This is a genomic window from Pseudomonas typographi, assembly GCF_014694385.1.
In the GTDB taxonomy this organism is placed as follows: domain Bacteria; phylum Pseudomonadota; class Gammaproteobacteria; order Pseudomonadales; family Pseudomonadaceae; genus Aquipseudomonas; species Aquipseudomonas typographi.
In genome coordinates this window covers 249,475-274,962 of the sequence record NZ_JAAOCA010000002.1, presented here as the reverse complement: position 1 = coordinate 274,962, position 25,488 = coordinate 249,475, and the positions used below count along the sequence as shown (strand labels likewise).

At 64.8% G+C, this 25,488-nt stretch carries 20 protein-coding genes; 6 read left to right on the top strand and 14 right to left on the bottom strand.

Annotation, left to right across the window (positions count from 1 at the left end; all coding sequences use genetic code 11):
- Positions 1-949, bottom strand: a 949-nt coding sequence (locus HAQ05_RS02565; RefSeq protein WP_190417045.1) for a retention module-containing protein, incomplete at its 3' end; no start/stop codon positions are given.
- 515 nt (positions 950-1,464) lie between these two features.
- Between HAQ05_RS02565 and HAQ05_RS02560 the strand changes: the two genes are divergently transcribed.
- From HAQ05_RS02560 to HAQ05_RS02545, 4 genes are all read left to right on the top strand, one after another.
- Entirely contained in the window at positions 1,465-2,820 is a 1,356-nt protein-coding gene (locus HAQ05_RS02560; RefSeq protein ID WP_190417040.1) for a TolC family outer membrane protein, read from the top strand.
- Positions 2,821-2,967: 147 nt separating this feature from the next.
- Complete coding sequence (locus HAQ05_RS02555; RefSeq protein ID WP_190417038.1) at positions 2,968-5,130, top strand: type I secretion system permease/ATPase; 2,163 nt, start codon at positions 2,968-2,970, stop codon at positions 5,128-5,130.
- An 11-nt stretch (positions 5,131-5,141) separates the two neighbouring features.
- Positions 5,142-6,500: an HlyD family type I secretion periplasmic adaptor subunit gene (locus HAQ05_RS02550; protein ID WP_190417036.1), complete on the top strand. Its 1,359-nt coding sequence runs from the start codon at positions 5,142-5,144 to the stop codon at positions 6,498-6,500.
- A gap of 104 nt (positions 6,501-6,604) precedes the next feature.
- The gene (locus tag HAQ05_RS02545) at positions 6,605-10,879 is read left to right on the top strand and encodes a DEAD/DEAH box helicase (RefSeq protein ID WP_190417035.1); all 4,275 of its coding nucleotides are present in this window, start codon (positions 6,605-6,607) and stop codon (positions 10,877-10,879) included.
- A gap of 23 nt (positions 10,880-10,902) precedes the next feature.
- Here HAQ05_RS02545 and HAQ05_RS02540 read toward each other — a convergent pair whose 3' ends face one another.
- The 6 genes from HAQ05_RS02540 to HAQ05_RS02515 form a co-directional block, all read right to left on the bottom strand.
- Complete coding sequence (locus HAQ05_RS02540) at positions 10,903-11,127, bottom strand: DUF2188 domain-containing protein (protein WP_190417033.1); 225 nt, start codon at positions 11,125-11,127, stop codon at positions 10,903-10,905.
- A gap of 246 nt (positions 11,128-11,373) precedes the next feature.
- Positions 11,374-12,162 carry a helix-turn-helix transcriptional regulator gene (locus tag HAQ05_RS02535; protein WP_190417031.1) on the bottom strand — a complete coding sequence of 263 codons (789 nt, stop codon included), beginning with the start codon at positions 12,160-12,162 and terminating at the stop codon, positions 11,374-11,376.
- Positions 12,155-13,423, bottom strand: a complete 1,269-nt coding sequence (locus tag HAQ05_RS02530) for an NAD(P)/FAD-dependent oxidoreductase (protein WP_190417029.1) — start codon at positions 13,421-13,423, stop codon at positions 12,155-12,157. Before HAQ05_RS02530 ends, HAQ05_RS02535 begins: the two co-directional genes overlap by 8 nt.
- Positions 13,420-13,653 carry a (2Fe-2S)-binding protein gene (locus HAQ05_RS02525; RefSeq protein ID WP_190417027.1) on the bottom strand — a complete coding sequence of 78 codons (234 nt, stop codon included), beginning with the start codon at positions 13,651-13,653 and terminating at the stop codon, positions 13,420-13,422. The genes HAQ05_RS02530 and HAQ05_RS02525 overlap by 4 nt, the downstream gene beginning before the upstream one ends.
- Positions 13,650-14,753, bottom strand: coding sequence for an FAD-dependent oxidoreductase (locus HAQ05_RS02520; RefSeq protein WP_190417025.1), 1,104 nt, complete (start codon positions 14,751-14,753; stop codon positions 13,650-13,652). The genes HAQ05_RS02525 and HAQ05_RS02520 overlap by 4 nt, the downstream gene beginning before the upstream one ends.
- Complete coding sequence (locus HAQ05_RS02515) at positions 14,750-15,682, bottom strand: 4-hydroxyproline epimerase (protein WP_190417023.1); 933 nt, start codon at positions 15,680-15,682, stop codon at positions 14,750-14,752. The genes HAQ05_RS02520 and HAQ05_RS02515 overlap by 4 nt, the downstream gene beginning before the upstream one ends.
- Before the next feature lie 196 nt (positions 15,683-15,878).
- Between HAQ05_RS02515 and HAQ05_RS02510 the strand changes: the two genes are divergently transcribed.
- Together HAQ05_RS02510 and HAQ05_RS02505 are read left to right on the top strand one after the other, a co-directional pair.
- Entirely contained in the window at positions 15,879-16,811 is a 933-nt protein-coding gene (locus HAQ05_RS02510; RefSeq protein ID WP_190417021.1) for a dihydrodipicolinate synthase family protein, read from the top strand.
- Positions 16,812-17,118: 307 nt separating this feature from the next.
- A complete protein-coding gene (locus tag HAQ05_RS02505; RefSeq protein ID WP_190417019.1) occupies positions 17,119-18,282 on the top strand; it encodes an OpgC family protein in 1,164 nt (387 codons plus the stop codon).
- Here HAQ05_RS02505 and HAQ05_RS02500 read toward each other — a convergent pair.
- From HAQ05_RS02500 to HAQ05_RS02470, 7 genes are all read right to left on the bottom strand, one after another.
- Positions 18,266-18,775, bottom strand: coding sequence for a DUF1120 domain-containing protein (locus HAQ05_RS02500; RefSeq protein WP_190417018.1), 510 nt, complete (start codon positions 18,773-18,775; stop codon positions 18,266-18,268). The genes HAQ05_RS02505 and HAQ05_RS02500 overlap by 17 nt on opposite strands.
- Before the next feature lie 2 nt (positions 18,776-18,777).
- Positions 18,778-21,213, bottom strand: a complete 2,436-nt coding sequence (locus tag HAQ05_RS02495; RefSeq protein ID WP_190417016.1) for a fimbria/pilus outer membrane usher protein — start codon at positions 21,211-21,213, stop codon at positions 18,778-18,780.
- A gap of 5 nt (positions 21,214-21,218) precedes the next feature.
- Positions 21,219-21,926: a fimbria/pilus chaperone family protein gene (locus tag HAQ05_RS02490; protein WP_190417010.1), complete on the bottom strand. Its 708-nt coding sequence runs from the start codon at positions 21,924-21,926 to the stop codon at positions 21,219-21,221.
- A 99-nt stretch (positions 21,927-22,025) separates the two neighbouring features.
- Complete coding sequence (locus HAQ05_RS02485; RefSeq protein WP_190417009.1) at positions 22,026-22,661, bottom strand: DUF1120 domain-containing protein; 636 nt, start codon at positions 22,659-22,661, stop codon at positions 22,026-22,028.
- 72 nt (positions 22,662-22,733) lie between these two features.
- A complete protein-coding gene (locus HAQ05_RS02480; protein ID WP_238935003.1) occupies positions 22,734-23,300 on the bottom strand; it encodes a DUF1120 domain-containing protein in 567 nt (188 codons plus the stop codon).
- Between the two features lie 162 nt (positions 23,301-23,462).
- Positions 23,463-24,521, bottom strand: a complete 1,059-nt coding sequence (gene nadA, locus HAQ05_RS02475) for a quinolinate synthase NadA (RefSeq protein ID WP_190417005.1) — start codon at positions 24,519-24,521, stop codon at positions 23,463-23,465.
- A gap of 153 nt (positions 24,522-24,674) precedes the next feature.
- A complete protein-coding gene (locus HAQ05_RS02470) occupies positions 24,675-25,487 on the bottom strand; it encodes a type 2 periplasmic-binding domain-containing protein (protein ID WP_238935004.1) in 813 nt (270 codons plus the stop codon).
- Between the last annotated feature and the right edge of the window lies 1 nt (position 25,488).

The following is a 25,488-nucleotide window of genomic DNA, read 5'->3' as shown; positions in this document are numbered from 1 at the left end:
CGGTGGCCACCACGTGGAAGTCTTCGGACAGCTCGTTTTGCCCACTGTTGTGGGTTTCAGCATTGGCGAGGGTGTACGAGTAGGTCAGCGTTTGGGTGCTGGCATCGTAGCCGGTGATGGTCAGCACGTTACCGAGTTGGCCGGTGACTGTAACCGCGCTGCTGACCAACGCACCGTTGGCCAGCACGGTGACCCCATCGATGGTGAGGTTGGCCAAGCCGTCGGCGGCGGTGACGGAAAAGCTGCCAGTACGGGTGAGCGCGGCGGCGTCAGGGCTCGAGCCGCCCGGCAGGTTGGCCTCATAGACCTTCTGCTCGCCGCCGTCGGCGTCCAGGGCATTGATGATCACTGGGTTATCGACAGGTGAGCTGGGCGGAACAGGCGTGCCGGGGCTATCGGGCGGGGCCACTGCCGCCGTACTGGCGCGCGGGTTGCCATCCACTTCGGGGTTGGCGAACACCTGCGCTGCGGACAAACCTTCGGTGGAGAAACCCACCACCGGCTCCACGCTGCCGCCCACCTCGGTCAACAGCACGAAGGAGTGGCCGCCGCCTAAGGGGCCAGCGGTATTGCCACCGGTCGCACTCGGCGCGCTCGGGCCAGCCGCGGTGGGTTCGGCGTTTTGCGTGGGGTCGACACCCGCGGCGATTGCCTGTTGCAATTGCTCGACGTCGGTCACGGGCACGGTATCAGGGGTGGCATCGGCAACATGTAACTGCGGCGCCTGGCCTGCCAGCAGCTCTGGCGTCAGTTCCAAGCTGCTACCGCGGCCCAACGTCAGCTCGCCCCCCCCTTGCAAGGCCACCGCTACCGCACCACCGGTACCGGTGTCGAGGCTTTCGCCCGCGTATACGTGATCCCCTTCGACGACCAGGCGCCGGCTACCCTCCGGCCCCACCGCGAATACCTGGCCGATCACCTTGCTCACTACCCCGACCAACCTTGCCATTGCCTCTCCTCCATTGCCGTGACGGCATCAGGCCTATGCGCAAAAACTACTGTGGATAACGTCTTCAAGGGAGCGACGCAGCGGCCTTGTGCCGGAAAACTACAGCTTCCCTGGCAGCAAAAAAAAACCTAATTAAATCAACAAGATTAGGCTTACTGGCGCGAATAATAGCAACAAGCCATTGGATTGATATCGCCATTTTATTGGCGGCTACCGAGCTCGACGTTCCCTTAAATACCTCACCTCTGTTACTTTTGCGCATAAATTTCTTTTGAACTTTTATAACGCGTACCGAATCGTTGTTACGCGGTGATTCGGCGCTTGATGGGACATCACAATGCGGGAATCAACGCAACGCTCATAAGTTTTTTTTTGCATAACGCTTATGAAGAAATGGTCTTAACGCCAAAGAAATTAAATATCGCAACTGATGTTACGATCGCCGCCAGGACGACTATAAGAATACGTCAATAAATTGGCGAGGCAGTACGACAACACACATGGAGAAGTACCCGATGCGCGTTTTCACACCCCTTTTTAGCGCCATCGTGTTGGCAATGAGCGCCACTCAAATCCACGCGATGAACCTTCAACAGGCTATCCAGGCGGCGGTGGATAACCACCCTGAGATGCAATCGAACATCAACAGCCGCCTGGCCGCCGACGAAGACGTCAAGGCTGCCAGGGGCGGTTACTATCCCAGTGTCGATTTGGTCGGTGGTTGGGGCCGCGAACGCTCCGATACGCCCACCACGCGCGCACTCGGTGGCCATAACCGGGAAACGCTGAACTACACCCAATCGGAGCTGCGTTTGCGGCAGATGATCTTCGATGGGGCCAATACATCGTATGAGTTGGGCCGCATCCAAGCAGTGGTCAACTCCCGGGCGTATTACGCCCAAGGCGTGGCACAAGACGTCGCGCTGCGTGCGGTAGAGGTTTACCTGCAGGTATTGCAGCGCCGCGAGGAAGTGACCCTGGCGAAAAACAACTTACAGGCGCACCTGCGTGTCAACGACCAGATCGGCCTGCGGACCGAGCGAGGCGTGGGCAGCAGTGCCGACGCCGACCAATCCCGCGCACGCCGAGCATTGGCCGAGAACAACTACCAAACCGCTTTGGTAGACTTGGCCGATGCCGAGGCAAATTTCTACAGCGCCATCGGCCGCATGCCCGATGAGCTGGAAGAACCTACCTCGATTCGCACCGCCCTGCCCCAGGACCTGGAGCAAGCGCGGCAGGCGATGCAAGACAGTAACCCCTACCTCAAGTCGGCCCAAGCCGACGTACAGGCCGCCGAGCAGCAGTACGAGGAGTCCAAGTCACCGTTCTACCCCCGCGTAGATGCCGAATTGGCGGTAGGTGCCAACGACAACATTTCCGGGGAGGAAGGCCACGCCAATGACTGGCGGGCCGGTGTGGCGGTCAGCTACAACCTGTTCCATGGCGGCAGCGACAAAGCGCGCCTGCAAGGCAACGCCCACCGCATCAACCAGGCGATGGACATCCGCAACAATGCCCTGCGTACGCTTAACGAGAACATGTCGCTGAGCTGGCATGCGATGGAAAACGCCCGCATCCAAACCCCGACCGCACGTGAATACGCCGAAACCACCACCCGCGTCAGGGCAGCCTACCAAGACCAATTTGGCCTGGGCCAGCGCACCCTGCTCGACGTGCTCGACAGCGAAAACGAGCTGTACAACGCCAACCGCCGCTACGTGGAAGTGCGCTACACCGAGGAATACTCGATGTACCGCGTGCTGGCCAATATGGGCCAATTGCTGCCCAAGACCCAAACCGTGTTGCCGGTCGAAGCGGTCGCCACCAGCGAAGTGAAAAGCGACGCACACCTGCCCGCGATGCGCTGAACCCAAATGCCCCCGCAACGGGGGCCCCGCGTGCAGCCCTATGGCACATAGCACCGCCGGGAACCTCCACCGAGCACAGGGTTCTGATCGCAGATTAGATGGCTTTTTGATGCTGTTTTAATGCCATCCGGCAAGGAAGTTTTGGCGATGTCCACTCTACAGGGCGCGAGCCAGGGGCACGACCCCCGGCTGAATTTCGATGACCCATTACTCGACGGCCTGCTTATCCTGTGCAAGCTGCACGGCCTGCCCGCCAGCCGTGCCAGCCTCAGCGCAGGCCTACCGTTGCAACATCAGCGCCTGGGTAAAGACACGCTGGTGCGCGCCGCGGCACGGGCCAACCTACAGGGGCGCCTGCTGCGCCGGCCGCTGGAACAGATATCGCCGCTGAACCTGCCGCTGCTATTGCTGCTGAACGACGGCGCCTGCGCCGTATTGCAACGCCTGGAAAACGACGGCAGGGCGTTGATCCTGCCCTGCGAGGCACAAGGCGGCGAGCAATGGGTAAGCCGGGAAGAACTGGCCGCCGCCTACAGCGGCGAAGCATTGTTCGCGCGCCCACGGCACGCCTTGGAAGACGCCCGCAGCCCGCTGATGCCGCGGGTAACCGCGTGGTTCCGCGACACCTTGAAGCTGTCGCGGTGGCTGTACGCCGACGCGCTGTTGGCCAGCCTGTTGATCAATGCCCTGGGCCTGATGGTGCCCCTGTTCGTGATGCAAACCTACGACCGGGTAGTGCCTAACCAAGCCACCTCCACCTTGTGGGTGCTGGCCATTGGTTTGCTGGTGGGAACCGCTTTCGAACTGGTGCTGCGGGTGACCCGCGCGCACCTGCTCGACCAGGCCGGAAAAAAAACCGACCTGATCCTCTCGGCGACGCTGTTCGAACGCATCACCGGCATGGCGCTCAAGGCGCGGCCCGCCACCATAGGGGGCTTTGCGCAAAGTATCCATGACTTCCAGGGCCTTCGCGAGTTCCTCACCGCGGTGACCCTCACCAGCCTGATCGACTTACCCTTCGCCGCCCTGATGCTACTGGTGATCGGGCTGCTTGGCGGCTGGCTGGTGATCATCCCGCTGGTCGCCTTCCCGGTCACCGTGGCGTTTGCGTTCTTCATCCAAGCGCGGCTGCGCGATACCGTGCAGCGCAGCCTGGCCTTGGGCGCCGAGCGCCAGGCACTGCTGATCGAGACCTTGGGCGGCCTGGAAACCCTCAAGGCTTGCGGCGCCGAGAGCGAACGGCAATACCGTTGGGAAAACACCCATGGCGCCCTGGCCAAGCTTGAGGCCCACGGCCGGCAACTGTCGGCGATGGCCACCAATGGCACGTTGTTCATCCAGCAATTCTGCGGCATGGCCACCATCGTGGCCGGTGTTTACAGCATCATCGCCGGCAATATGAGCGTCGGCGCGCTGGTCGCCAGCTATATGCTCGGGAGCCGGGTGCTCGCGCCATTGGGGCAAATCGCCGGTTTAATCACCCGTTACCAGCAGGCGCAGTTGACCATGCGCAGCACGGACGGCCTGATGACCCTGCCACAGGAGCGCGACACGCAAAAACGCACCCTGGAGCGGCCACAGCTCACCGGTGCCCTGGCGGCCGAAGGGGTGAGCTTTCGCTATGCCGGGCAAGACACCCCGGCCCTGCGCGATGTGACCTTCAGCCTGCGCGCGGGCGAACGGGTGGGCGTGATCGGCCGTAGCGGGTCGGGCAAAAGCACCTTGGCACGGCTGATCATGGGCTTCTATGAGCCCGAGCACGGGCGCCTGCTCGCCGATGGCCTGGACCTGCGCCAGCTCGACGTGGCCGACCTGCGCCAACAGGTGGGCTATGTGGCCCATGACTTGCCGCTACTGTCGGGCAGCCTGCGCGACAACCTTACCCTCGGCGCCCGCTATGTGAGCGATGCGCGCATGCTCGAAGTGGCCGAGCTGACCGGCGCCAGTGAGTTGGCCCGGCTGCACCCACGGGGTTATGACCGGCCGGTCGGCGAGCGTGGCCAACTGCTTTCCGGCGGCCAACGCCAAGCCGTGTTGCTGGCCCGGGCAATGCTGCTCGAACCACCGCTGATGGTGCTCGACGAACCCACCAGCCATATGGACAACAGCAGCGAAGACGCTCTGCGCCAGCGGCTGCATACATGGCTGCCGGGCAAAACATTGCTGCTGGTGACCCACCGCATGTCGCTGTTGAGCCTGGTCGACCGGCTGATCGTGCTCGACAACGGCCAGATCGTGGCCGACGGGCCCAAAGACACCGTGATCGAAGCCCTGCGCAAGGGCCGCGTCGGCCAGGCGGCGGGCCTGTGAAGGAGAACAGCATGAGCCGCACACCCAACGCCCTGCGCGGTTATTTCTCAAGCTTTGGCAAAACCGCCGAAAGCGACTACCTGCCGGCACTGGCCAGCGCCACCTTGCAAGACACCCCACGCCGCTCGCGGTTGATCGTATGGCTGGCCGCGGCCTTGCTGAGCAGCGCGCTGGTGTGGGCCAAGTTCGCCGTGCTGCAGGAAGTCACCATGGGCGAAGGCAAGGCCATCCCTTCGAGTAAGGTGCAGGTGATCCAGAACCTGGAAGGCGGCATCGTCAGCGAAATATTCGTGCACGAAGGGCAATTGGTCGACAAGGGCGCAACCCTGCTGCGCCTGGACGACACCCGTTTTCAATCCAACCTGGGCGAAAACACCGCCGACCGCTATGGCCTGATGGCCCAGGTGGCACGCCTGGAGGCCGAAGCCAATGGCCAACCTTTCGTCGTGCCCACGGAAGTGACCGAGCATGCCCCCCAGGTGGCCACCGATGAAATGACCCTGTACCGCGCCCGCCAAGGCCGCCAAGCCAGCGAACAGAACACCCTGAACGAACAACTGCGGCAAAAAACCCAGGAACTGGCCGAGTTTCGTTCCAAGGCCGACCAATACCGCTCCAGCCTTGGGCTGTTGCAGCAAGAACTGAACATGTCCGAGCCACTGGTGCAGCGGGGCGCGGTGTCCCCGGTCGAAATCTTGCGCCTGCGCCGCACCAGCGTAGAACTACGCGGCCAGCTCGACGCCACCACATTGGCCGTGCCACGGGCAGAAGCGGCGATGAATGAAATCAAAAGCAAGCTGCAGGAATCGCAGATGACCTTCCGCTCCGACGCTGCCAAGGAGCTGAACCAGAAGCGCACCGACCTCAACAAGCTCACCGCCAACACGCTGGCCATCGACGACCGGGTCAACCGCACCACCGTGGTATCGCCGGTCAAGGGCATCATCAAAACCCTCAAGGTGAACACCGTCGGCGGCGTAGTGCAGCCGGGCAGTGACATGGTCGAAGTGGTTCCGGTGGAAGACAACCTGTTGGTCGAGGCGCGGGTACGCCCACAAGACATCGCCTTCCTGCATCCCGGCCAACCTGCCATGGTCAAGTTCAGCGCCTATGACTACACCATCTATGGCGGGCTCAAGGGCAAGCTGGAATTGATCAGCGCCGACACCGTGACCGATGACAAAGGCAACGCCTTTTATATGATCCAGGTGCGCACCGACAAAAACCATCTTGGCGGCGACGCCAAGCCGCTGTTGATCATCCCGGGGATGACCGCCACGGTAGACATCATCACCGGGGAGAAGAGCGTGCTCGATTACCTGCTCAAGCCGGTGCTCAAGGCGCGCACCGAGGCGATGCGCGAGCGCTAAGCGGTGGTCACGCCCGGCGGCGGGTGGCTCAAGCGTGCCGCCAGCCGGCGGCCAATCCGACCAACGACCTTGCATCCGCCCCCGCGCGCCCGCATAAAAGGGGCATGCCCTCTCCCGCCTTGAAAAACCCTGCCCTGGCCGCCTTCCACCCGGCCGTCAGCGGCTGGTTCGATGCCACCTTCGCCGGTGTGACCGAAGCGCAGGCCCGCGCCTGGCCGTTGATCCAGGCCGGTGAGTCGACGCTGATCGCCGCGCCCACTGGTTCCGGTAAAACCCTGACGGCATTCCTCGCCGTGCTCGACGAGTTGGTGTGCCAAGGGTTGGCCGCCGGTGGCCAACTGGCCGACGAAACCTACGTGGTGTATGTGTCCCCACTCAAGGCGTTGTCCAACGACATCCAGCTCAACCTGCAGCGCCCGCTGGCAGGGATTACCGAGCAACTGGCCGGCATGGGCCTGCCGGCACCGGTGATCCGCACCGCCGTGCGCACCGGCGACACCCCACAAAAGGAACGCGCCAGCCTGCGCAAGCAAGCGCCACACGTGTTGGTGACCACGCCGGAGTCGCTGTACGTGTTACTGGGTTCGGCCAGTGGTAGGCGGATGCTGGCTACCGTGGGCACGGTGATCGTCGATGAGATCCACGCCGTGGCGGCGAGCAAGCGCGGCAGCCATCTGGCGCTGACCCTGGAGCGCCTGCAAGCGCTGTGTGGGCGCCCGCTGCGGCGCATCGGCTTGTCGGCCACGCAATCGCCAATTGAACGGGTGGCGCATTTTTTGGTGGGTGGGCAGCGGCCGTGCCGGATCGTCGATGTGGGCCACAGCCGCCCACGGGATTTGGCCATTGAAGTGCCGCCCGTGCCGCTGGGCGCGGTGATGGCCAACGATGTGTGGGAATTGGTCTACGACCGCCTGGCGCAACTGGCCCGCGAGCACCGCACCACCCTGGTATTCGTCAACACCCGCCGCCTGGCCGAGCGCCTGGCGCGGCATTTGTCTGACCGCCTGGGCCGCGAGGCCGTGGCCGCGCACCACGGCAGCTTGGCCAAAGAGCAGCGGCTGGCCGCCGAGCAGCGGCTCAAGGCCGGTGAACTGCAGGTGCTGGTGGCCACCGCCTCATTGGAGCTGGGCATCGATATCGGCGAGGTCGACCTGGTGTGCCAGATCGCGTCGCCGCGTTCGATCGCAGCGTTTCTGCAACGGGTGGGGCGTTCCGGCCACCAGGTGGGCGGAACGCCCAAGGGCCGGCTGTTCGCCACCTCACGCGACGACCTGATCGAATGCGCGGCGCTGCTGGACTGCGTGCGCCGCGGCGAGCTCGACGAACTGCACATCCCACGTGCGCCGCTGGACGTGCTGGCCCAGCAGGTCATCGCCGAGGTGAGCTGCCAGGAGTGGAGCGAGCAGGCGTTGTTCGACACTTTGCGCCAGGCCATGCCCTACCGCGAGCTGGCCTTCGACAGCTACCAGGGCTTGCTGCGCACCTTGGCCGAAGGCTATGCCGGCCGCCTGGGTGTACGCGGCGCCTACCTGCACCGCGACGCGGTGGCCGGCACCCTGCGCGGCCGGCGCGGCAGCCAACTGACGGCCGTCACCAGCGGCGGCACCATCCCGGACAACGCCGATTACAGCGTAGTGCTCGAACCGCAGGGCTTGAACATCGGCACCGTCAATGAAGACTTCGCCGTGGAGAGCATCGCCGGTGATGTATTCCAACTGGGCAATATCGCCTATCGCATCCTGCGTGTGGAAAGCGGCCGGGTACGGGTCGAAGACGCCCACGGCATGGCACCGAACATCCCATTCTGGCTCGGCGAGGCCCCGGGGCGCAGCGACGAACTGAGCGCTTCGGTGGCGCGCCTGCAAGCCCAACTGGACAGCCTGCTGGCCGCCCACCCCGGGCAATTGGAGCGGGCGTGCACCTGGCTGCGCGATGAACTGGGGTTGGATGCCGCCAGCGCCGAGCAATTGGCCGATTACCTGGGCCGCACCCACCAGGCGCTGGGCGCCTTGCCATCGCAGGGTACGCTGATCATGGAACGGTTTTTCGATGAGTCCGGCGCAACCCAGCTGGTGATTCACACCCCCTTCGGCAGCCGGGTGAACCGCGCCTGGGGCCTGGCCTTGCGCAAGCGCTTTTGCCGCACGTTCAATTTCGAACTGCAAGCGGCCGCCAGTGAAGACGCCATCGTGCTCTCGTTGTCTACCAGCCACAGCTTCGCCCTAGAAGAGGTTTGGCGTTACCTTAACGCCAACAGCGCCGAACACGTGCTTATCCAGGCGGTGCTCGATGCCCCGCTGTTCGGCGTGCGCTGGCGCTGGAACGCCTCGACCGCGCTGGCCTTGCCGCGCTACACCGGCGGGCGCAAGGTGGCGCCGCAGTTGCAGCGGATGAAAAGCGAAGATTTGATCGCCCAGGTGTTCCCCGACCAGATCGCCTGCCTGGAGAACATCGTGGGCGAGCGCGACATTCCCGACCACCCGCTGGTGGCGCAAACCCTGGATGACTGCTTGCACGAAGCACTGGACGCCGAGGCTTGGCTAGCCTTGCTGCGGCGCATGGAACGCGGTGAACTGCGGTTGATTTGCCGCGACCTGCCGGCGCCTTCGCCACTGGCGGCGGCGATTCTCAACGCACGGCCCTATGCCTTTTTGGACGATGCGCCGCTGGAAGAACGGCGCACCCAGGCGGTGCTGGCGCGGCGCTGGAGCGACCCGGCGGCGGCCGACGACCTGGGTGCGCTGGACGCCGCGGCCATCAGCGCGGTGGCCGAAGAAGCCTGGCCGCAGCCGAACAACCCCGACGAAATGCATGAAGCGCTGATGATGCTGGGGGCAGTCACCCAGGCCGAGGCTGAACGCCAGCAATGCTGGCCGGGCTGGCTGGCGGCATTGGCCAAGGCCGGCCGGGCCAGCCGCCTACAAGTGGCGCCAGGCCACGGCCTGTGGTTTGCCATAGAGCGCCTGCCGTTGCTGCGCACGCTCTACCCGCAGGCGTTGATGGCTCCGGCTTTGGCACCCTTGCCTGGCTTCGACAGCGCACCGGCGGGCGACGATGCCGCCGTTGAGTTACTACGCGCCCGGCTAAGTGGCTTCGGGCCGCAGCGCTTGGGCGAGGTGAGCGCCCCCCTGCAATTGCCGGCGGCCATGGCGGAACAGGCCTTGGCCCGGCTGGAAGGCGAGGGTTATGTGCTGCGGGGGCAGTTCTTGCCTGGCATCTTTGAAACCCAGTGGTGCGAGCGCCACCTGCTGGCGCGCATCCATCGTTATACCGTCAAGCGCTTGCGCCGGGAAATCGAGCCGGTGTCGTTGCAGCAGTTCATGCGTTTCAGCTTTGCCTGGCAGCACCTGGAACCCCGCTTGCAAGGCCAACAGGCGCTAGGCGAGGTGCTGGAGCAACTTGAAGGCTTTAGCGCGCCGGCCGCGAGTTGGGAGGGTGAACTGCTCGCCCCGCGTTTGCAGGGCTACAGCTTCAACTGGCTCGATGACGCCTGCCGTAACGGCCGCAGCGTGTGGCTGCGGCCCAACCCCAGCGGCAAGGCACCCACCAACACGCTGCGCAGCACACCGATGTTGCTGCTGCCGCGCAGCCGCCTCAGTGTTTGGCGCCAGCTCAGTGCCGCCGCCCAACCGCCACAGGTGTCGCCACGGGCCCAGCGCGTCGCCGATGCCTTGCACACCCAAGGGGCGCTGTTTTTCGACGAACTGCAAAGCGAAGCACGGCTGTTACCCAGCGAACTGGAAAACGCCTTGCAAGAGTTAGTGGCCGCCGGCATGGTCAGCGCCGACAGTTTTGCCGGGTTGCGCGCCTTGGTCACCCCGGCCAGCCGCCGCCAGGCGCGTAGCCCCCGGCGTGGCCGGGGTGCCTTTGCCGGCGGCATGGACGACGCGGGGCGCTGGTCCCTGCTGCGCCCGCCCGGGGCGCCGGTTGAGCGCGCCGACCAGCTCGAAGCGGTGGCCAAGACCTTGCTGCGCCGCTATGGGGTGGTGTTCTGGCGCCTGCTCGAGCGCGAGGGCGACTGGCTGCCGCCCTGGCGCGAGCTACTGCGCACCTTCCACCGCCTTGAGGCCCGCGGCGAGGTGCGTGGCGGGCGCTTCGTCGCCGGGCTTGCCGGTGAGCAATTCGCCCTGCCCGAAGCCGTGGCATTGCTGCGTGAAGTGCGCCAGCGGCCGGAGGCCGGCACACTGGTAAGCGTGAGCGCGGTAGACCCGCTCAATTTGGTCGGCACCCTGCTGCCGGGGCAGAAGGTGCCCGCCGTGGCCGGTAACCGTGTGGTGTTCCGTGACGGCGTGCCGGTGTCCGCACGGGTGGCCGGCAAACTGCTGTTCTGGGCCGACGAAACCGCGCAACTGCGTGAACGCACCTTACGTGACAGCTGACCGGCAGAGCACGGCCTAGTGCTTTAGCCCTTGCTACCGCGCGGGTCGGCTGAGCGAGGATAGGTACGCTCCTCCTCGATCGTGCCATCAAGCTTATGGATTCTCACCGAAACCGGCGTCTTGGCAAAATGCGTGTGCAGTTGCTGGACCAGTGCGTCTTTGGTGGGTGCCTGCAATATCACCGCGGCTGTTCCGGCCTTTTTCAATACCCAGTGATTGTCGGCATGCGTCACATGGTAGCTGTCCATTGAACCTCCTTTACACGTAGGCGCCAAGCAACGCCGCCCCTGCTCGATACCGCGCGGGCCTCGCACGGCCGGCGCGCCTGGCCAATGATGTGAAGTATTGAGACGCTACGCAGTCCGGAGTTCCGCCGCCATGCGTTCACCATGGACATTTCCAGGCGTTGGTACCTCGAAAATAAACAACAATGGGCGTTGCTGGCGAGGGGCTTTCCGCCAAGGGTGCTTAGCGGCGCCCGTACCCGCCCCCCCTTACCCCTCGGCGGCATTCCCCGCCATGGCGCCCCGGTACTGGCTGGGCGATACACCGGTGAGCGCCTTGAACTGCCGGCTGAAGGCGCTATGGTCGGTGTAGCCGCACAGCAGGGCCACCTCGGTGATAGGCATGGCGGTCAGTAACAAGCGGTGGGCATGCTCCAACCGCACCTTATGGATCATCTGCCGCGGGGTGAGGTGGAAGATGCGCTTGCAATAGCGCTCCAACTGCGCCGCCGACATCCCTGCCAAGGCCATTAGGCGCTCCAGGGCGATGGGCTGGTTGTAATGGTCGCGGATGTAGTCGTCGACCGCCGCCAGGCGCTGGTAGGCAGGGTGGTTGTCGCGCGTGGCCTGCAGGTCCACGGAAATCCCCGCCATGCCGAGCACCTCGCCATTGGCGGCGAGCAAGGGCCGTTTGTGGGTCAGGCACCAACCAGGCTCGCGGCTGCGATACAGGTGCAGTTCGAGCTGCCCTTGCAGCACCAGGGCGCTGTGCAGCACGCGGTGGTCCTGGGCGGTGTAACGTGCGCCCAACGGCGCGGGAAACACCTGGGCGCTGGTTTTTCCCAGCAACGCCTGTACGCTTTTGAAACCACAGCGCTGGGCCAGGGTGAGGTTGGCCGCCAAGTACCGGGCCTGGGCATCCTTGATGAAGAACACGGTATTGGGCACGGCGTCGAGCAATGGCAAAATCGGCGCGAGCGCCGCGAGCAAACCTTCAAGCCCCTGGCCGCAGTGGCTCGCGAACCCGGCGTAAACCCCTTGCAATGCTGCCTCAGTCATCCCCCGTGCCTCCCGTGCCGTATACCCCCAATGTAGCCACCCGCGCCGGCACCAAGGGCGCGCGCGGGTTGCCCGGCCCCCAACCGAACAGGGCCCGGGCCGCGGTGCCGCACACCCGCCCCTGGCAAGCGCCCATGCCACAGCGAGTGTGCAGCTTGGCCTGGGCCCAGCCCGTGTGGCCAGCGACCTCGGCCACGCTTACGTCTTCGCAGCGGCACAACAAGGTGTCCGGCCGCGCCAATTGGGCGATGGCCGGGTTCAGTTCGAAGCTGGCCTGAAGCTGCCGGGCAAACGCTTGCCAGCGCCGGTGCCGGCCCGCCAGTGCCGCCGCCTCGGCATGGCGGCCGGTGGCGGTGAGGCCGGCGATGCGGCCTTCGACACGGGCCAGTTCATTGCCACCGACCCCAGTGCATTCGCCAGCGGCGTACACGCCCTCGACACTGGTACGCTGGCCAGCGCCCACCGCCACGGTGCCGGCACTGAGCTGGCAACCGAGCATGCTCGCCAGTTCAGTGTTCGCCACCAGGCCGAAGGCGCAGGCCAGGCGGTCACACACCAGGGTGCGCACGCGGCCGTTGGTCTGTACCCGCACCGCTTGCAGGGCATCGGTACCCAGCGCCTCGACCACCCAAGCCCCTGGCCGGTAACCCCGGCGGGCCAAAGCTGCGGCCTGGGCCGCCTTGCCCGGCCAGCGCCAGAGGTTCAGCGCAAAGCGCCGCACCTGGCTTAATGGTGCCTGCTCGAACATGCCCACCACGGTGGCCCCGGCCTGGCGCGCGGTGGCAGCGCTGGCCAACAACAGTGGCCCGCTGCCGGCGACCACCACGCGTTCACCGCGCAGGGGCATGCCGCCTTTGACCAGCGCCTGCAAGGCACCCACCCCGGTCACACCGGGCAGTGTCCAACCTGGGAACGGCAGCAGCAGCTCCCGCGCGCCACAACACAGAATCAACTGCCGATAACGCAGCAACCACCCGCGCTGTTCGTCTTCCACCAGCAGCACGCCGGGTTCGGGCGCATCGACGATCCGCGTACCCGGCAGGTACCTCAGCGGGGGCCGGGCCAAGGTTGACAGCAATGGGCGGGCAGGCCGTGGGGGCGCGAAACCTGGGCCATGGCGCCACACTTGGCCGCCGGGGCGCGGGTTATCATCGAGCACCACCGCCGCCACCCCGGCTTCGGCGGCGGCCTGGGCTGCACTGAGGCCAGCTGGCCCAGCGCCTACGATCAGCAAGTCGCAATGGTCCACCCAATCGTTCATCCGCTGCGCTCCACCTGCATGCCGGGCCGGCATAGGGTTTGGCAGGCCAAGCGGCGTTGGCCGTCGATCTGCATGCGGCACTCTTGGCACACCCCCATGCCACAAAACGGCGCCCGGTGCTGGCCGGTGCAGGAACGGCGGCTGGCCGATGAACCGGCATAGGCCAAGGCCGCAGCCACGGTGATGCCGCCGGGCACTTCGACGGCGTGTTGGTCGAGGTAGATGATCATGCCGCCTGGCCCTCAGCGAAGCGCCCAGGGGCGTAAGGCCGAGCGTCGATCAGCGGGGCGTTGCCGAACATCAGCGCGCACAGTAGCTGCGCGCTGCCCGGCGCGGTGGTCACCCCCAGGCCCTCATGGCCGAGCGCCAACCACAGCCCCGGTTGCTCCGGGTGCTCGCCCAACATAGGCAAGCCATCGGGCGTGGCCGCGCGAAAACCGGTCCAGGCGCGGATGGCATTGAGCCCGGCAAGCGCGGGCAGGTAAGCCACGGCACGCGCCAACATGCGCGCCAGCACCGCCGGCTCCACGCGCGTTTCAAGGGTATCGAACTGGCGCGACGAGCCGACCAGCAGTTGCCCGGTAGGCCGGGCCTGCACGTTGAACGCCACCGAGGTGCCCTCGCTGTGGTGGGCGCTGGCGGCGTACCCCAACTCCACCAGTTGGTGGCTTACCCGTCCTGGGTAACGATCGGTGATCAACAGGTGGCCCTTTTTCGGCCGTAGCGCCAGCGCTGGCAGCAGCGCCTTGGCGCCAAAGCCATTGGCCAGCACCACGATGTCGGCCGCCAGCCGTTCGCCGCCCTGCAGGGTTACCTGGCGGCCTTGTACCGCTTGCACCGTGGCCGGGCGCAGGGTAACGCCCGCGGCCTGTTGCAACAGCCAGGCCGCAGCGGCAGGAGCATAAACGATGGCGTCGCCGGGTACTTTCAACGCCCCGGCCAGGCCCGCGCGCAGCATGGGTTCAAGTTGGGCCAGGCGCTGGGTGCCGAGGGCTTCGCTGGCCACCCCCTGCTCGGCCAATAGCGCCTGCTTACCCATGGCCAGGGCCATTTCCTGTTCGTCGGCGGCCAACCACAGGGTGCCGCAACCCCGATAGGCGCAGCGCTCGGGCAACTGCGCCCGCAGCCCCTGCCACAGGCCCAACGAATAATGGGTCAAGGCCAACTCCGCGGGGTTATCGTCCATCGCCACCAGGTGGCCCATCCCGGCACCGGTAGCGCCGCCACGGCCGTCGTCGAGCACCAGCACCTTGGCGCCGCGCTGGGCCAAGGCGGCGGCACAGGCAGCGCCGACGATACCGGCGCCGATCACGATGGCCTGCGTGGTCACGGCCCAATGCCCCAGGCGAACGGGTCGGCGTCGTCGATCAACAACGTGGCGTCAGCGGTGATGTACGCACTGCCGCGCAAGGTCGGGATCAACTGCTCGCTCTCCCAGGCGTAACTGGCCGTAAACTGGCTGCCAATAACACTGGCTTGGCGCCACGGCTCGCCGGCCGCAAGCTTGCCGTCGGCGGCCAGGCATGCCAGCTTGGCACTGGTGCCGGTGCCACAAGGCGAGCGGTCGTAGGCTTTGCCCGGGCACAGCACGAAGTTGCGGCTATCGGCCTGTTCATCGCTGGCGAACAGCTCGATATGGTCGATTACGCCACCTTCGGCGCCGCGGATGCCCGCTGCTTCCAAGCCCTGGCGCACGGCCCAGGCAAATGCCGTCAGTGCCTCGACGTTATCCGCGGCAATGCGCTGGCCGTGGTCGTTAACCAAAAAAAACCAGTTGCCACCCCAGGCGATGTCGCCGGTCACGTTGCCGTGCCCCGCCACCGCTACGCTCACCCCCTGGCGGTAGCGGTAGGCCGGCACATTACGCACACTCACGGTGAGGTCTGGGTGCAGCGTGGCCTGCACCGGGCCCACTGGCGTTTCGATCAGGTGCACCCCCGGGGTTATCCGGCCCAGGTGATGCAGCGAGCGTACCAAGCCAATGGTGCCGTGGCCGCACATGCCCAAATAGCCCGTGTTGTTGAAAAAAATAACCCCCGCGCTGGCGTCGGCCTGTTGCGGCGTACACAACAATGCACCCACCAGCACGTCGTTGCCCCGCGGCTCGAGCACGCAGGCCCTGCGCCAAGGGTCATGCTCACTGCGCAACCGTTGCAAGCGCTCGGCCATGGTGCCAGGGCCCAGCTCGGGAAAGCCGGATACCACCAAGCGGGTAGGTTCACCGCCGGTGTGCGAATCGATGATACGGATCTGTCTCATGTGGCCCCCGTTCAGTAGGGCGTACAGCGTGGCGCGCCATGGGCCCGGCGCGCTTGTGGGTTTTCGCAAGGGTAGGTGACGAAATCGGCACAGTCCAGGCTATGCCGATTTCGTCCTGCCAGTGGTGCAAAACGTTCAAGCCGGGGCGCGCGTGGCGCAGCAACCTATGGCTATCACCAGTTAAGAGGATGACCCCATGAGCCGCAAAGCCATCGCCTGGAGCGGGGTATTCCCCGCCGTCAGCACCCAATTCAATGCCGACTACTCGCTTAACATCGAGGCGACCCACCGGGTGATCAGCAACCTGGTCGCCGACGGTGTTTCCGGGCTGGTGGTGTGCGGCACGGTGGGCGAAAACACCTCGCTGACCTTGGCCGAAAAGCTTGCCGTGATCGAGGCCGCCAAGGATGCCGCGGGCGGGCGTGTGCCGGTGATCGCCGGGGTGGCCGAATTCACCACGGCGTTCGCCCAGCACACTGTGAAGGAAGCCGCGCGGGCGGGCGCCGACGGGGTGATGGTGATGCCGGCCCTGGTGTATTCGGCCAAGCCCCATGAAACCGCCGCGCATTTCCGCGCCGTGGCCAGTAGCACCGACCTGCCGGTGATGGTGTACAACAATCCGCCCATCTACAAAAACGACGTGACCCCCGACGTACTGGTGAGCCTGCAAGATTGCGACACGATCGTGTGCTTCAAGGACTCTTCCGGCGACACCCGCCGCTTCATCGACCTGCGCAATACGGTGGGCGACCGCTTCGTGCTGTTCGCCGGGCTCGACGATGTGGTGGTCGAATCCATCGCCGTAGGGGCCGAAGGTTGGGTGTCGGGAATGTCGAACGTATTCCCGCGCGAAGGTGAAACCCTGTTCCGCCTGGCCCGGCAACAGCGCTACGACGAAGCGCTGGCCTTGTACCGCTGGTTCATGCCGTTGTTGCACCTGGATGCCCGGCCGGACCTGGTGCAGTGCATCAAGCTGTGCGAGGCCTTGGTGGGGCGCGGTTCGGCCACCACCCGGCCGCCGCGCCTGGCCTTGCATGGCCAGGCTCTGGCCGACGTGGAGGTGCTCGTGGCCCATGCGCTGAAACACCGCCCCGCCCTGCCCGACGTTGGGCTGGGCGAAGACCGCTGAAGCGGCGGCGGCTTTCGCCCGCCGCCGGCATCGCCCCACGCGTAACGGCCCTCGCCCAGTGTGGGCCCCGCCTCCTATCCGGGGCCCACACCTCCGCTCGTTCGCCCAGGTAGAAAACATCTCGTAACACGGGCGGCTTGCATTCGCTACGGCTTCGGGCCAACCTGCCGCCCGCCGCCGTACGTGCCTGGCAAGCGCGACCGGTGCGCGGTATCCGGCGCGATACCCGGTACGTCTACCCGACGCGGAACCCAAAGCCTATCGCGCCCCTCTACCTTGCAAATACAACCTGCACGGGCCTACGGCGATGACCAGCGGACGAGACCTGCGGATCGATTTTTTTCGGGGCCTGGCCCTGATTTTCATTTTATGGGACCACATACCCCACAACCCGTTGGGGGAGGTCACCCTGCGCAACTTCGGCTTGGCGGATGCCGCCGAGATGTTCGTGTTCCTGGCGGGTTTTTCAGCGGTGCTGGCCTACGGCAAAATCGCCCAGCGCGACGGTTATACCGTGGCCAGCGCGCGCATTCTGCGCCGCTGCTGGACACTCTATGTGGTGCATATCTTTTTGCTGGTGCTGCTAATGGGCATCATGTTCTTCGCCAACGAGCACGTAGAAACCCGCGACCTGGTCCAGGACATGGGCCTTGGGTACTTCGTCGACAACCCACAAAAAGCCCTGGTCGATGAATTGCTGTTGCGTTTCAAACCCAACCTGATGGACCCGTTGCCGTTGTACATCGCGCTGCTGTTCGGCCTGCCGGCGCTACTGCCGCTGTTGTTGCGCAGGCCGCTACTGGCCCTGGCGGTGTCACTAGCGCTGTACCTGCCGGCGACGTTCCTGGGTTGGAACCTCTCCAACGAAGGCGGTGGCACCTGGTATTTCAACCCGTTCGCCTGGCAATTGCTGTTCGTGATCGGTGGTTTGGCGGCGCGGCACAGCGGGCAGCCGGCCAAGCCGCAGTCAAGGCCATTGCTGCGCCAGCCGTTGTTCGTGCTGTGTCTGGGCTACCTGGCGGTGTGCTTGCTGATGGCGCTGAACTGGCGCTGGCCGGCATTGGGGTTTGGGCTGTTAACCGGCGACGAAATGGCGCTGATGAAATTCGGGCCCGGCAAAACGAACCTTTCACCGCTGCGCCTGGGGCATTTTTTGGCCCTGGCCTACTGCAGCGCCTGCCTGCTACCCCGCGGCCCCTGGGTCGAACAGCGGCTATGCCAACCGCTGTGTAGCATGGGGCGGCATTCGCTGGAAGTGTTTTGCCTGGGCGTACTGTTGGCGCCCTTGGCAGACATCGGCAATGCGCTTTGCGGTGACCACCCGATGGCCCAGCACACCACTGCCTTGTTGGCGGTCGCGTTGATGGTTGCCCTGGCGGCCTGGCTGGACTTTTACAAGCGCTTGGGTAAGGCGCCACCCGTGGCGCCCAGCACGGGGCAAATGCTCACCGAACTCAAAGCGCACGGATAACCAGCTCCGTGCTGAGCGGCTGTTCATCGCGGACCTGCCAGGCCTGTGGCGGCAGCTTCGCATCGATCAGCAGTTGTACCTGCAGCCAGCGGCCTGGGCCTGGGGCCACCCAGGTGTCCCCAGGGTTAACCGGCGGGTAACCCCCGGCGGGCTCTGCGCTGTCGCCCCGGCCCGCGCGCCTGAGCAACGCGACGGGCCGCCCATCGAGCAGTGTATCGCCCAGCGTCAGAACGATTTCGCCAAGGCCACCGAACGATATGGCGCCAGCGGCATCCGGGGCTTGAAGATGAAAGCCTGGCCGTTCGCCACGGTCGCAAGCGACCGTGAGCAGCACTTCCCGTACCGGGCCCTGCCACTGTTCCCGCGGTGCCGGCGAACGCAGTACACCGTAGTCAACCCGGGCCTGGCCGAGCTTAGCTTCGCATTGCGCCTGTGCCACGCACGCTGCGCCTAGCCAAAGTAGGGCCACGACGGCCACCGTGGTTTTTTTCATGGTTAAACATCTTCCTCCAGGCAGCGTGCTTGCACGTGCTCATAATGGCGCGCCGGGTCCGCCGCGTCGGCCAAGCTGAAGTGCAGCCGGCAGCTGCGCGCCTCATCCAATTGAACCCAAAGGCCCTGATGGGCCTGCGCATCCGGCAGGTACACCTTTCCCCCGGTGGCGACAGCGGTCACCAGGGCGCGGTCACGGTCGAACACTCCGCTGCCCTTGGGCAACCATTCGCCATCGCTTGTGCGAACCGTTAACAGCGCGCGCCGGGTGCGCTGTACCGTGAAATCGACCCTCTGCACAGAACCGCGCCCAACGCTTAAGCCTTGAACGGCATTTTCGATCTCTACGTTGCGCGGCAACGTGGGCGTGGCGATACGCACCTCGGCGGTTTGGTACGGGCCAAGCTGAGGGATCAGCGCCTGGCCATTACGGTTGGTCCAGACCGGCCCGGCCGGCGTATCCAGGCGCACGTCGGCAATATCGCCAACCGAGGCCAGCGCAAAGGTGTCACCCAGCGCCACCGGCGCCACTGTCACGCCCCCAGCATGCAGCGCAGCGCCACCGCTGGCCCGGCCCATCCAGGTTCGCGCGCCATCGCCGGTGTCGTTCACGCCCATATTCAGCCGTGTAGCGCTGCCCAGCCAATCGATGTCGGCGCCACTGCCGGTCACGCCGCTGGCCTGATTGCGTTCGGTGTGCACACGGTAGTTGGCCCGCTCGCCTATAGGGGCGCTGTATTGGGTACCCAGCCGCAAGCCCTGGCCGCTATCGCGGGCATAACCACTGACGCGCCGCCGCTGGCCCAATGGCGCACTCACCGACACGTGAAAGCCGGTCCGGTCGTTACGAACAAACCGGTTGGAACCGCCCTGATTGGCGGGGCTGATATCGCGCTCGAGCCGCGCCGACACACTGAGGTCGCCGAACTTTCGGTTCCAATGGGTGCTGACCGCGCGGCGCGCGGTTGTGCTGAACGCCTGTACGTAATTGAATGAAAAGCTGCCCAGCAACGGGGTTGCCCACCCCAACGCCAAGCCTTGGCTGCGATAGGCAAAGCCGTAATCGTCCCATTCACCTAGGGTTTGGCCCAGCGTCCGGTAACCTGGCGTACGTTGGGTAAAAGTAGCACTTGCCTGCCAAGGCTCGCCCATCCGGTGGCGCAACGATGCACTGAGGCTGCCCCCTTGCTCTTGGGGCAGGCGGGTGCGCGCCAGGGCAAGCGCCAGCCCCCCACCGGTTGCATCCGTCCACTGGGCATCCAAGGTCACACCCAGCGCAAGGTAGCCGCTTTGGGAGATCAGGCCACCCAGCCCTAGCGTATGTGCATTGCCCAGTGCCATGCCCCCACCCGCGCTGGCTACCCAAGGCGTGGCTTGCGCATGCCCGGCATAGCTGCGCGCCTGGCCGACCGCCAACGACAGGCCGGCCGCTGGCGCCGACCGCGTGAGCACGGCCGCCAGCGGCACGTGATAAACCCGTGGCACGCCACTGCCTTCTATTACCGACACCTCAAGATCGCCCTGGGTACTGAGCGGCTTTACGTCTGTTAACGTGAACGGCCCCTCCGGCACCAGAGTGCTGTAGATCAACGCCTGGCCCTGGCGCACTTCAACCCGCGCTGGGCCGTGGGCGATACCGCCAATCGGCGAAAGCCGCTGCTGTTGGTTAGCGAGCGCGGTTTCAGGCAACCACTGCATGCCGGTGATGGGGATACCGCCCAGCACCGGGTTTTGCAGGGTAAGCTGGCCGAGTTGCAACAGCGCGCGTTGGGCCTCCAGGGTGGTTTGAGCATAGGTGTGCAACCAGTCGCTGGTTGAACCATAGGGGCCCTGGCTATGGCTCTGGCGGCTGCGCAAGGTCCAGCCAGCGGCATTGAGCCCCAGCTCGGTGCTGGCGAAGTATTGTTGCTGGCGCCCCCAGCGGCCCTCACTGCGCGTGGCAAAAACATCGTAGTTGAACACCCCAGCCACGCCGCCATGGCTGAATGCACTCGCATCGCTTGCCTTGGGCCGTAGCGCCTGCTGGCTCACCACCAAGCTCACAGCCTCCTCTGCCGGGCGCAGTTCGACCTGGCTGTTGGGGTAGGCACCGAGGAAGTCGTAGCAATCCACCTCGCCAAGGCGCTTGGCGACCTTTGCCGGCAGCGCCAACGATGCTTGCTGCAAAAAGGCGTGATCGAAACACAGTTGGCCCTGTTCGTCGAACATCGCGGCGACCCGGCGGGCGCGCTGGCCATTTAGCGTAAGGTCTATGCGGCGGGGGCCCTGCATGAACCGGGATGCGGCACGAAAATACTTGGCCAAGGTGGGGTCGATCCCACGCTGGCGCAAGGTTTTTTCATCGAATTCCAGTGCCTGTGGTTCAGTGGCCCACGCTGGCGTAACCGCCACCAGCACCAGCGCCGTCGCCCCGGCCACCCGGATGGCTGCCGTGTGCATGCGGATCAATGCGGTTGCAAAGCGGCTTCATACGGGGCCACGGCAAAGCCGTAGAGGCTGGCCGGGTACACGCGCACCGCGCTCACAACCGGCACACCGGGTGGCAATGGCTGAGTGATGCGCTGGCTTGGCAAAATGTAGGTGCTGGGCAAGCCAATCGTTTGCTTGCCAGGCAGCAGCATCACTTGGTTGGCCAGGCGCACCACATAGGGGCTGGGATTGTGGCCTACCAGTTGGCCCCCCTCAACGGACCATTGCAACTGCGTCCAAGGGTCTCGCTTAACGGGCATGCCCTGTGGATGAATGATCACCGGCAGGCCGTGCCGTACGGTAATGTTGACCCGCGAGCTACCGTCAGGGTTCTTCGGCGCGATACCTTCGAATATCACCCGCTTCATGCGCTGGGTTTCGATCGGCTCGGTGGGCTGAAGAATAAAGCGCACCAACTGCGACTTGCCCGCCTCCACCCGGGCCACCGGCGGGGTCACAATCAGCAGCTCGGCCGTATCTTCCGGGAGGTCTTCCAATACCGTATGCAACAACGCCGCCTGGGGGTCGCTGTTGCGCACGTTCAGGCTGCCTTCGCCGTCACCGGCGTGGATCAATACCACCGTGGTTTCGGGCTGCATGCCCGCCGCCCACGCCGCGCTGATTGGGCATAATGCCAACACCACAGCCGCGACGGGTGGCCGGCTGATTAAACGACAGAACATAGCAGGGGCACCTATCAGCCCAACTGCACGCGAGCCGTGCAGTGTATGGATATAAAATATGAGCCGCGCCGGCCGTCATCGCTTACCGCCGGCGGTGGGTTAGAGGTAGTTCAGCGACAGCGTAGCGCTGCCATCGATGTTGATATCGCTGCTCAAGTCGAGGGTATTCTTTGGCGCGATACGTGGCATCAGGGTGACGTAGCCGGCGTATCGGGAGAAGGCCGCCGGGGCAGGCAGGCCGGGTTGCGCATGGCTAAAGAGCTGGCCATTGCCAGGCTCGATCACATAGCCAACATCGTGGGCATCGGCCCAATTGACGCCATCACGGCTGACAATCAGTGCTACCGGCGCGCCATCGGCCAAGGCGCGATCGGCGTCGTAGCTCAATACATAATCGCCAATGGGTTTACCGCCCACGTCGCCCAAGCCAAAGTACTCCGCGGAAGCACCGTAGGCGGTGCCTTGGCGATTATCCGCCCATTGCGTGGCCACCTTGAGGGCGCTCGGGCAAGTAATGTCATATGACAAACCCTGGGCGCTCAAGTCGGTGGCCTGCGCAGGTTCAAGCGTAGCGGAATGGATTTCACCTAGATTGATGGTCGAGGTAGAAAAACTCACCGTACAGGTGTCTGGGACTACCGTGCCTGTCACACTCAACGTCGCCTCTTCACCGGCGTGGGCACACGCCGCGATGGCGCACAATGCGATGGCAAAGCACTTACGCATTACGTTCATATTCATTGTTCCATGATCGACAACGGGTTTGCCTTCGGCTACGTACCAGCGCACGTACCGATAGGAACGCGCTCAGAGATAACGCAGCGAGATGCTCAGGCTGCCGTCCATTTCCATCGGTTTGGCGGGGTCGAGTTTGTCTTGATCGACAATATAGGCGTTGATCGCCAAGGGGATATGGGCGCTGGAAAACTCGGCCACTTGCAGCGGCATGTTTTTGCTGATGCTGTACACACCTTGGTGGCGAAGCGCGTTATCCCAGAACCAACTGCCGTCGGTTTGTTCACTGACCGAGCGCCCGGATCGGCCGTCATACGTCACGCCGCCACCGGGCACTTCCACGGTGTACCAACCGATTGATTGGGTGTCTTGATAACCCAGGTTCATTTTAGTGGGCTCGAGTTGGGAAACGTCGGCACGGTTGTCGAGCACTTCAAACATCACCCGCGAAGGCCTGCCGCAGGTAATATCCAGGGCTGTTCTGACCTCCCTCAAGGCTGTCGGCGCACCCGGTGTCAAGGCAAAATAGCTATAGGATGCAAAATCCAACGCACCGCCGTTTTCAAGCGACACGGAACACACCCCAGGTTTGATAACGCCCACGATGTCAAAATTACTGCTTTCGTTTGCCTGCACCATGTGTGCAACCGGCATCCAGCAGCATAAACCTAGATATTTCCAGCGCATATTGCGCCCCCACTCCGCTGATGTATTTGAGCCTTGGCCAGGGCGGGGGGATTCTAGGTAACAAAAGGTATCGGGGTATCTAAGGGGTTTTCTGATTTTGCAGCCTGGTAGGGGCTATGCATTACCGCGCGGGTTCAAGCGCGCCGCCTGGGTAAAACCCAGCATCCGTTGCAGAGGCCGCAGGGCATTGGGCACCAGCGCCGGGTCAACGAACACCTCATGGCTACCTTCACGCAGGCAGGCCAGGGTGCGCTGCAAGGTGTTCATCGCCATCCACGGGCAATGGGCACAACTGCGGCAGGCGGCGCCGTTACCGGCGGTAGGCGCCTCGATAAAGGTTTTGCCAGGGCACAACTGCTGCATCTTGTAGAAAATGCCGCGGTCGGTGGCCACGATGAACTGCGTGTGGGGCAAGCGCTGCGCCGCGGCGATCAACTGGCTGGTAGAGCCCACCACATCGGCCAGGGCGATGACCGCCTCGGGTGCCTCGGGGTGCACCAATATCGCCGCCTGTGGGTACAACGCCTTCATATTTTCGAGTTGGCGCGACTTGAACTCTTCGTGAACGATGCAGGCACCGTCCCACAGCAGCATGTCGGCACCGGTACGGCTTTGGATATAGCGCCCCAGGTGTTTGTCCGGCCCCCAGATAAGGGTTTCGCCGTTGTCCATCAGGCTTTCGACGATCTCCAGCGCGCAACTGGAAGTGACTACCCAATCGGCACGGGCCTTCACCGCGGCCGAGGTGTTGGCGTACACCACCACCGTGCGCTCGGGGTGCTGGTCGCAAAAGGCGCTGAACGCCTCGGCCGGGCAGCCGAGGTCCAGCGAGCAGGTAGCCTCCAGTGTGGGCATGAGGATGCGTTTTTCCGGGGTGAGGATTTTCGCCGTTTCGCCCATGAAGCGCACCCCGGCCACCACCACGGTGCTTGCCGAATGCTGGCTACCGAAGCGGGCCATTTCCAGCGAGTCGGCCACGCAACCGCCGGTGTGTTCGGCCAGGGCCTGGATCACCGGGTCACAATAATAGTGCGCCACCAACACCGCATCGCGGGCCTTGAGTTCTTCGGCGATAGTGTCGCGGTACCAGGCCTGCTCGTCGGGGCTTAAAGCCTGGGGCTGGCGAGCGTCGAGGTGGGCCTGGAGCAAAAGGCGTTCGGAAATCTGCGACATTGTGGCGACCTGCTGCGTGGGTGGCGGCTGTACACCCGCCCGTGGCGAGCGGTCGCAGGCTACCGCCAAATAAGGTATTTCCAAAGCGGTTTTTCCGCTGCGGCAATGATAATAAGGCGTTTCTGTTACAACGTGGCGGCGCCGCCCTCAGGTTCAATGGCAAACCAAACCGTCGGCCAGCTTCAGGCTGTCGGTGAGCAGTTGGTCAGCGTGCTGGGCCCAGGCGCTGGCCTGCTGGCCATCGCGGTGCCACTGGGCCAACGCCGCCTGCAACCACGCCCGGCTGGCGGGGTCGTTGCCGGCCAGGTACACCCGTGCGTCCGCCGGGCTGTCGAGGGCTAGCGGCAGCACCCGGTAAAAGCGCCACTGCGGCAATTGCAGCAGCCCGGCAAGGGTGTTGCGTGCATCGGCATAGTACTGGCACTCACCGCCCATGAACGCCACCGACGCACGCAAAGACGACGGATACACCTGCGCGCGGGCCCCGCGCTTCTCTAACGCCGCCTGCCAGGGGCTGCCCTGGGCCAGGCAGATGCTCTGCCCGGCCACCGAGTCGCCGGCGGCCAGGCGCAAGCCGAGCACCGCCCCCGCAGGCGGCGCCGGCGCCTCGGCGGGCATACCGCGCGGTGCGTTGGCCGGGTTGATCAGCAACTGCGCCTCGGCCGGCGCGGCCAATTGCACGCGCACCCCCAAGGCAGCGGCCAAGTAGCGCGCCAGTTGCAGGTCCATCAGGTCGGGTTCGGGCAGCAGCGCTTCGCTGCTGGCGCTGGGCCGGGGGTAGCTGCGTAGCGCCACCGTGAGCACCCCCTGCGCTTGCGCCTTGGCCAGCACGGGCCCCGGCTGAAGGTGGCCAAGCTCTGGCACGCCGGGGTACAGCCAATAGGCCGCCGCCAACAGCGACGCACCGGCCAGCACCAAGGCCAGGCCACGGCGGCGCGTTGGCCGGGCCCTGCGTGGCCAACTCAAC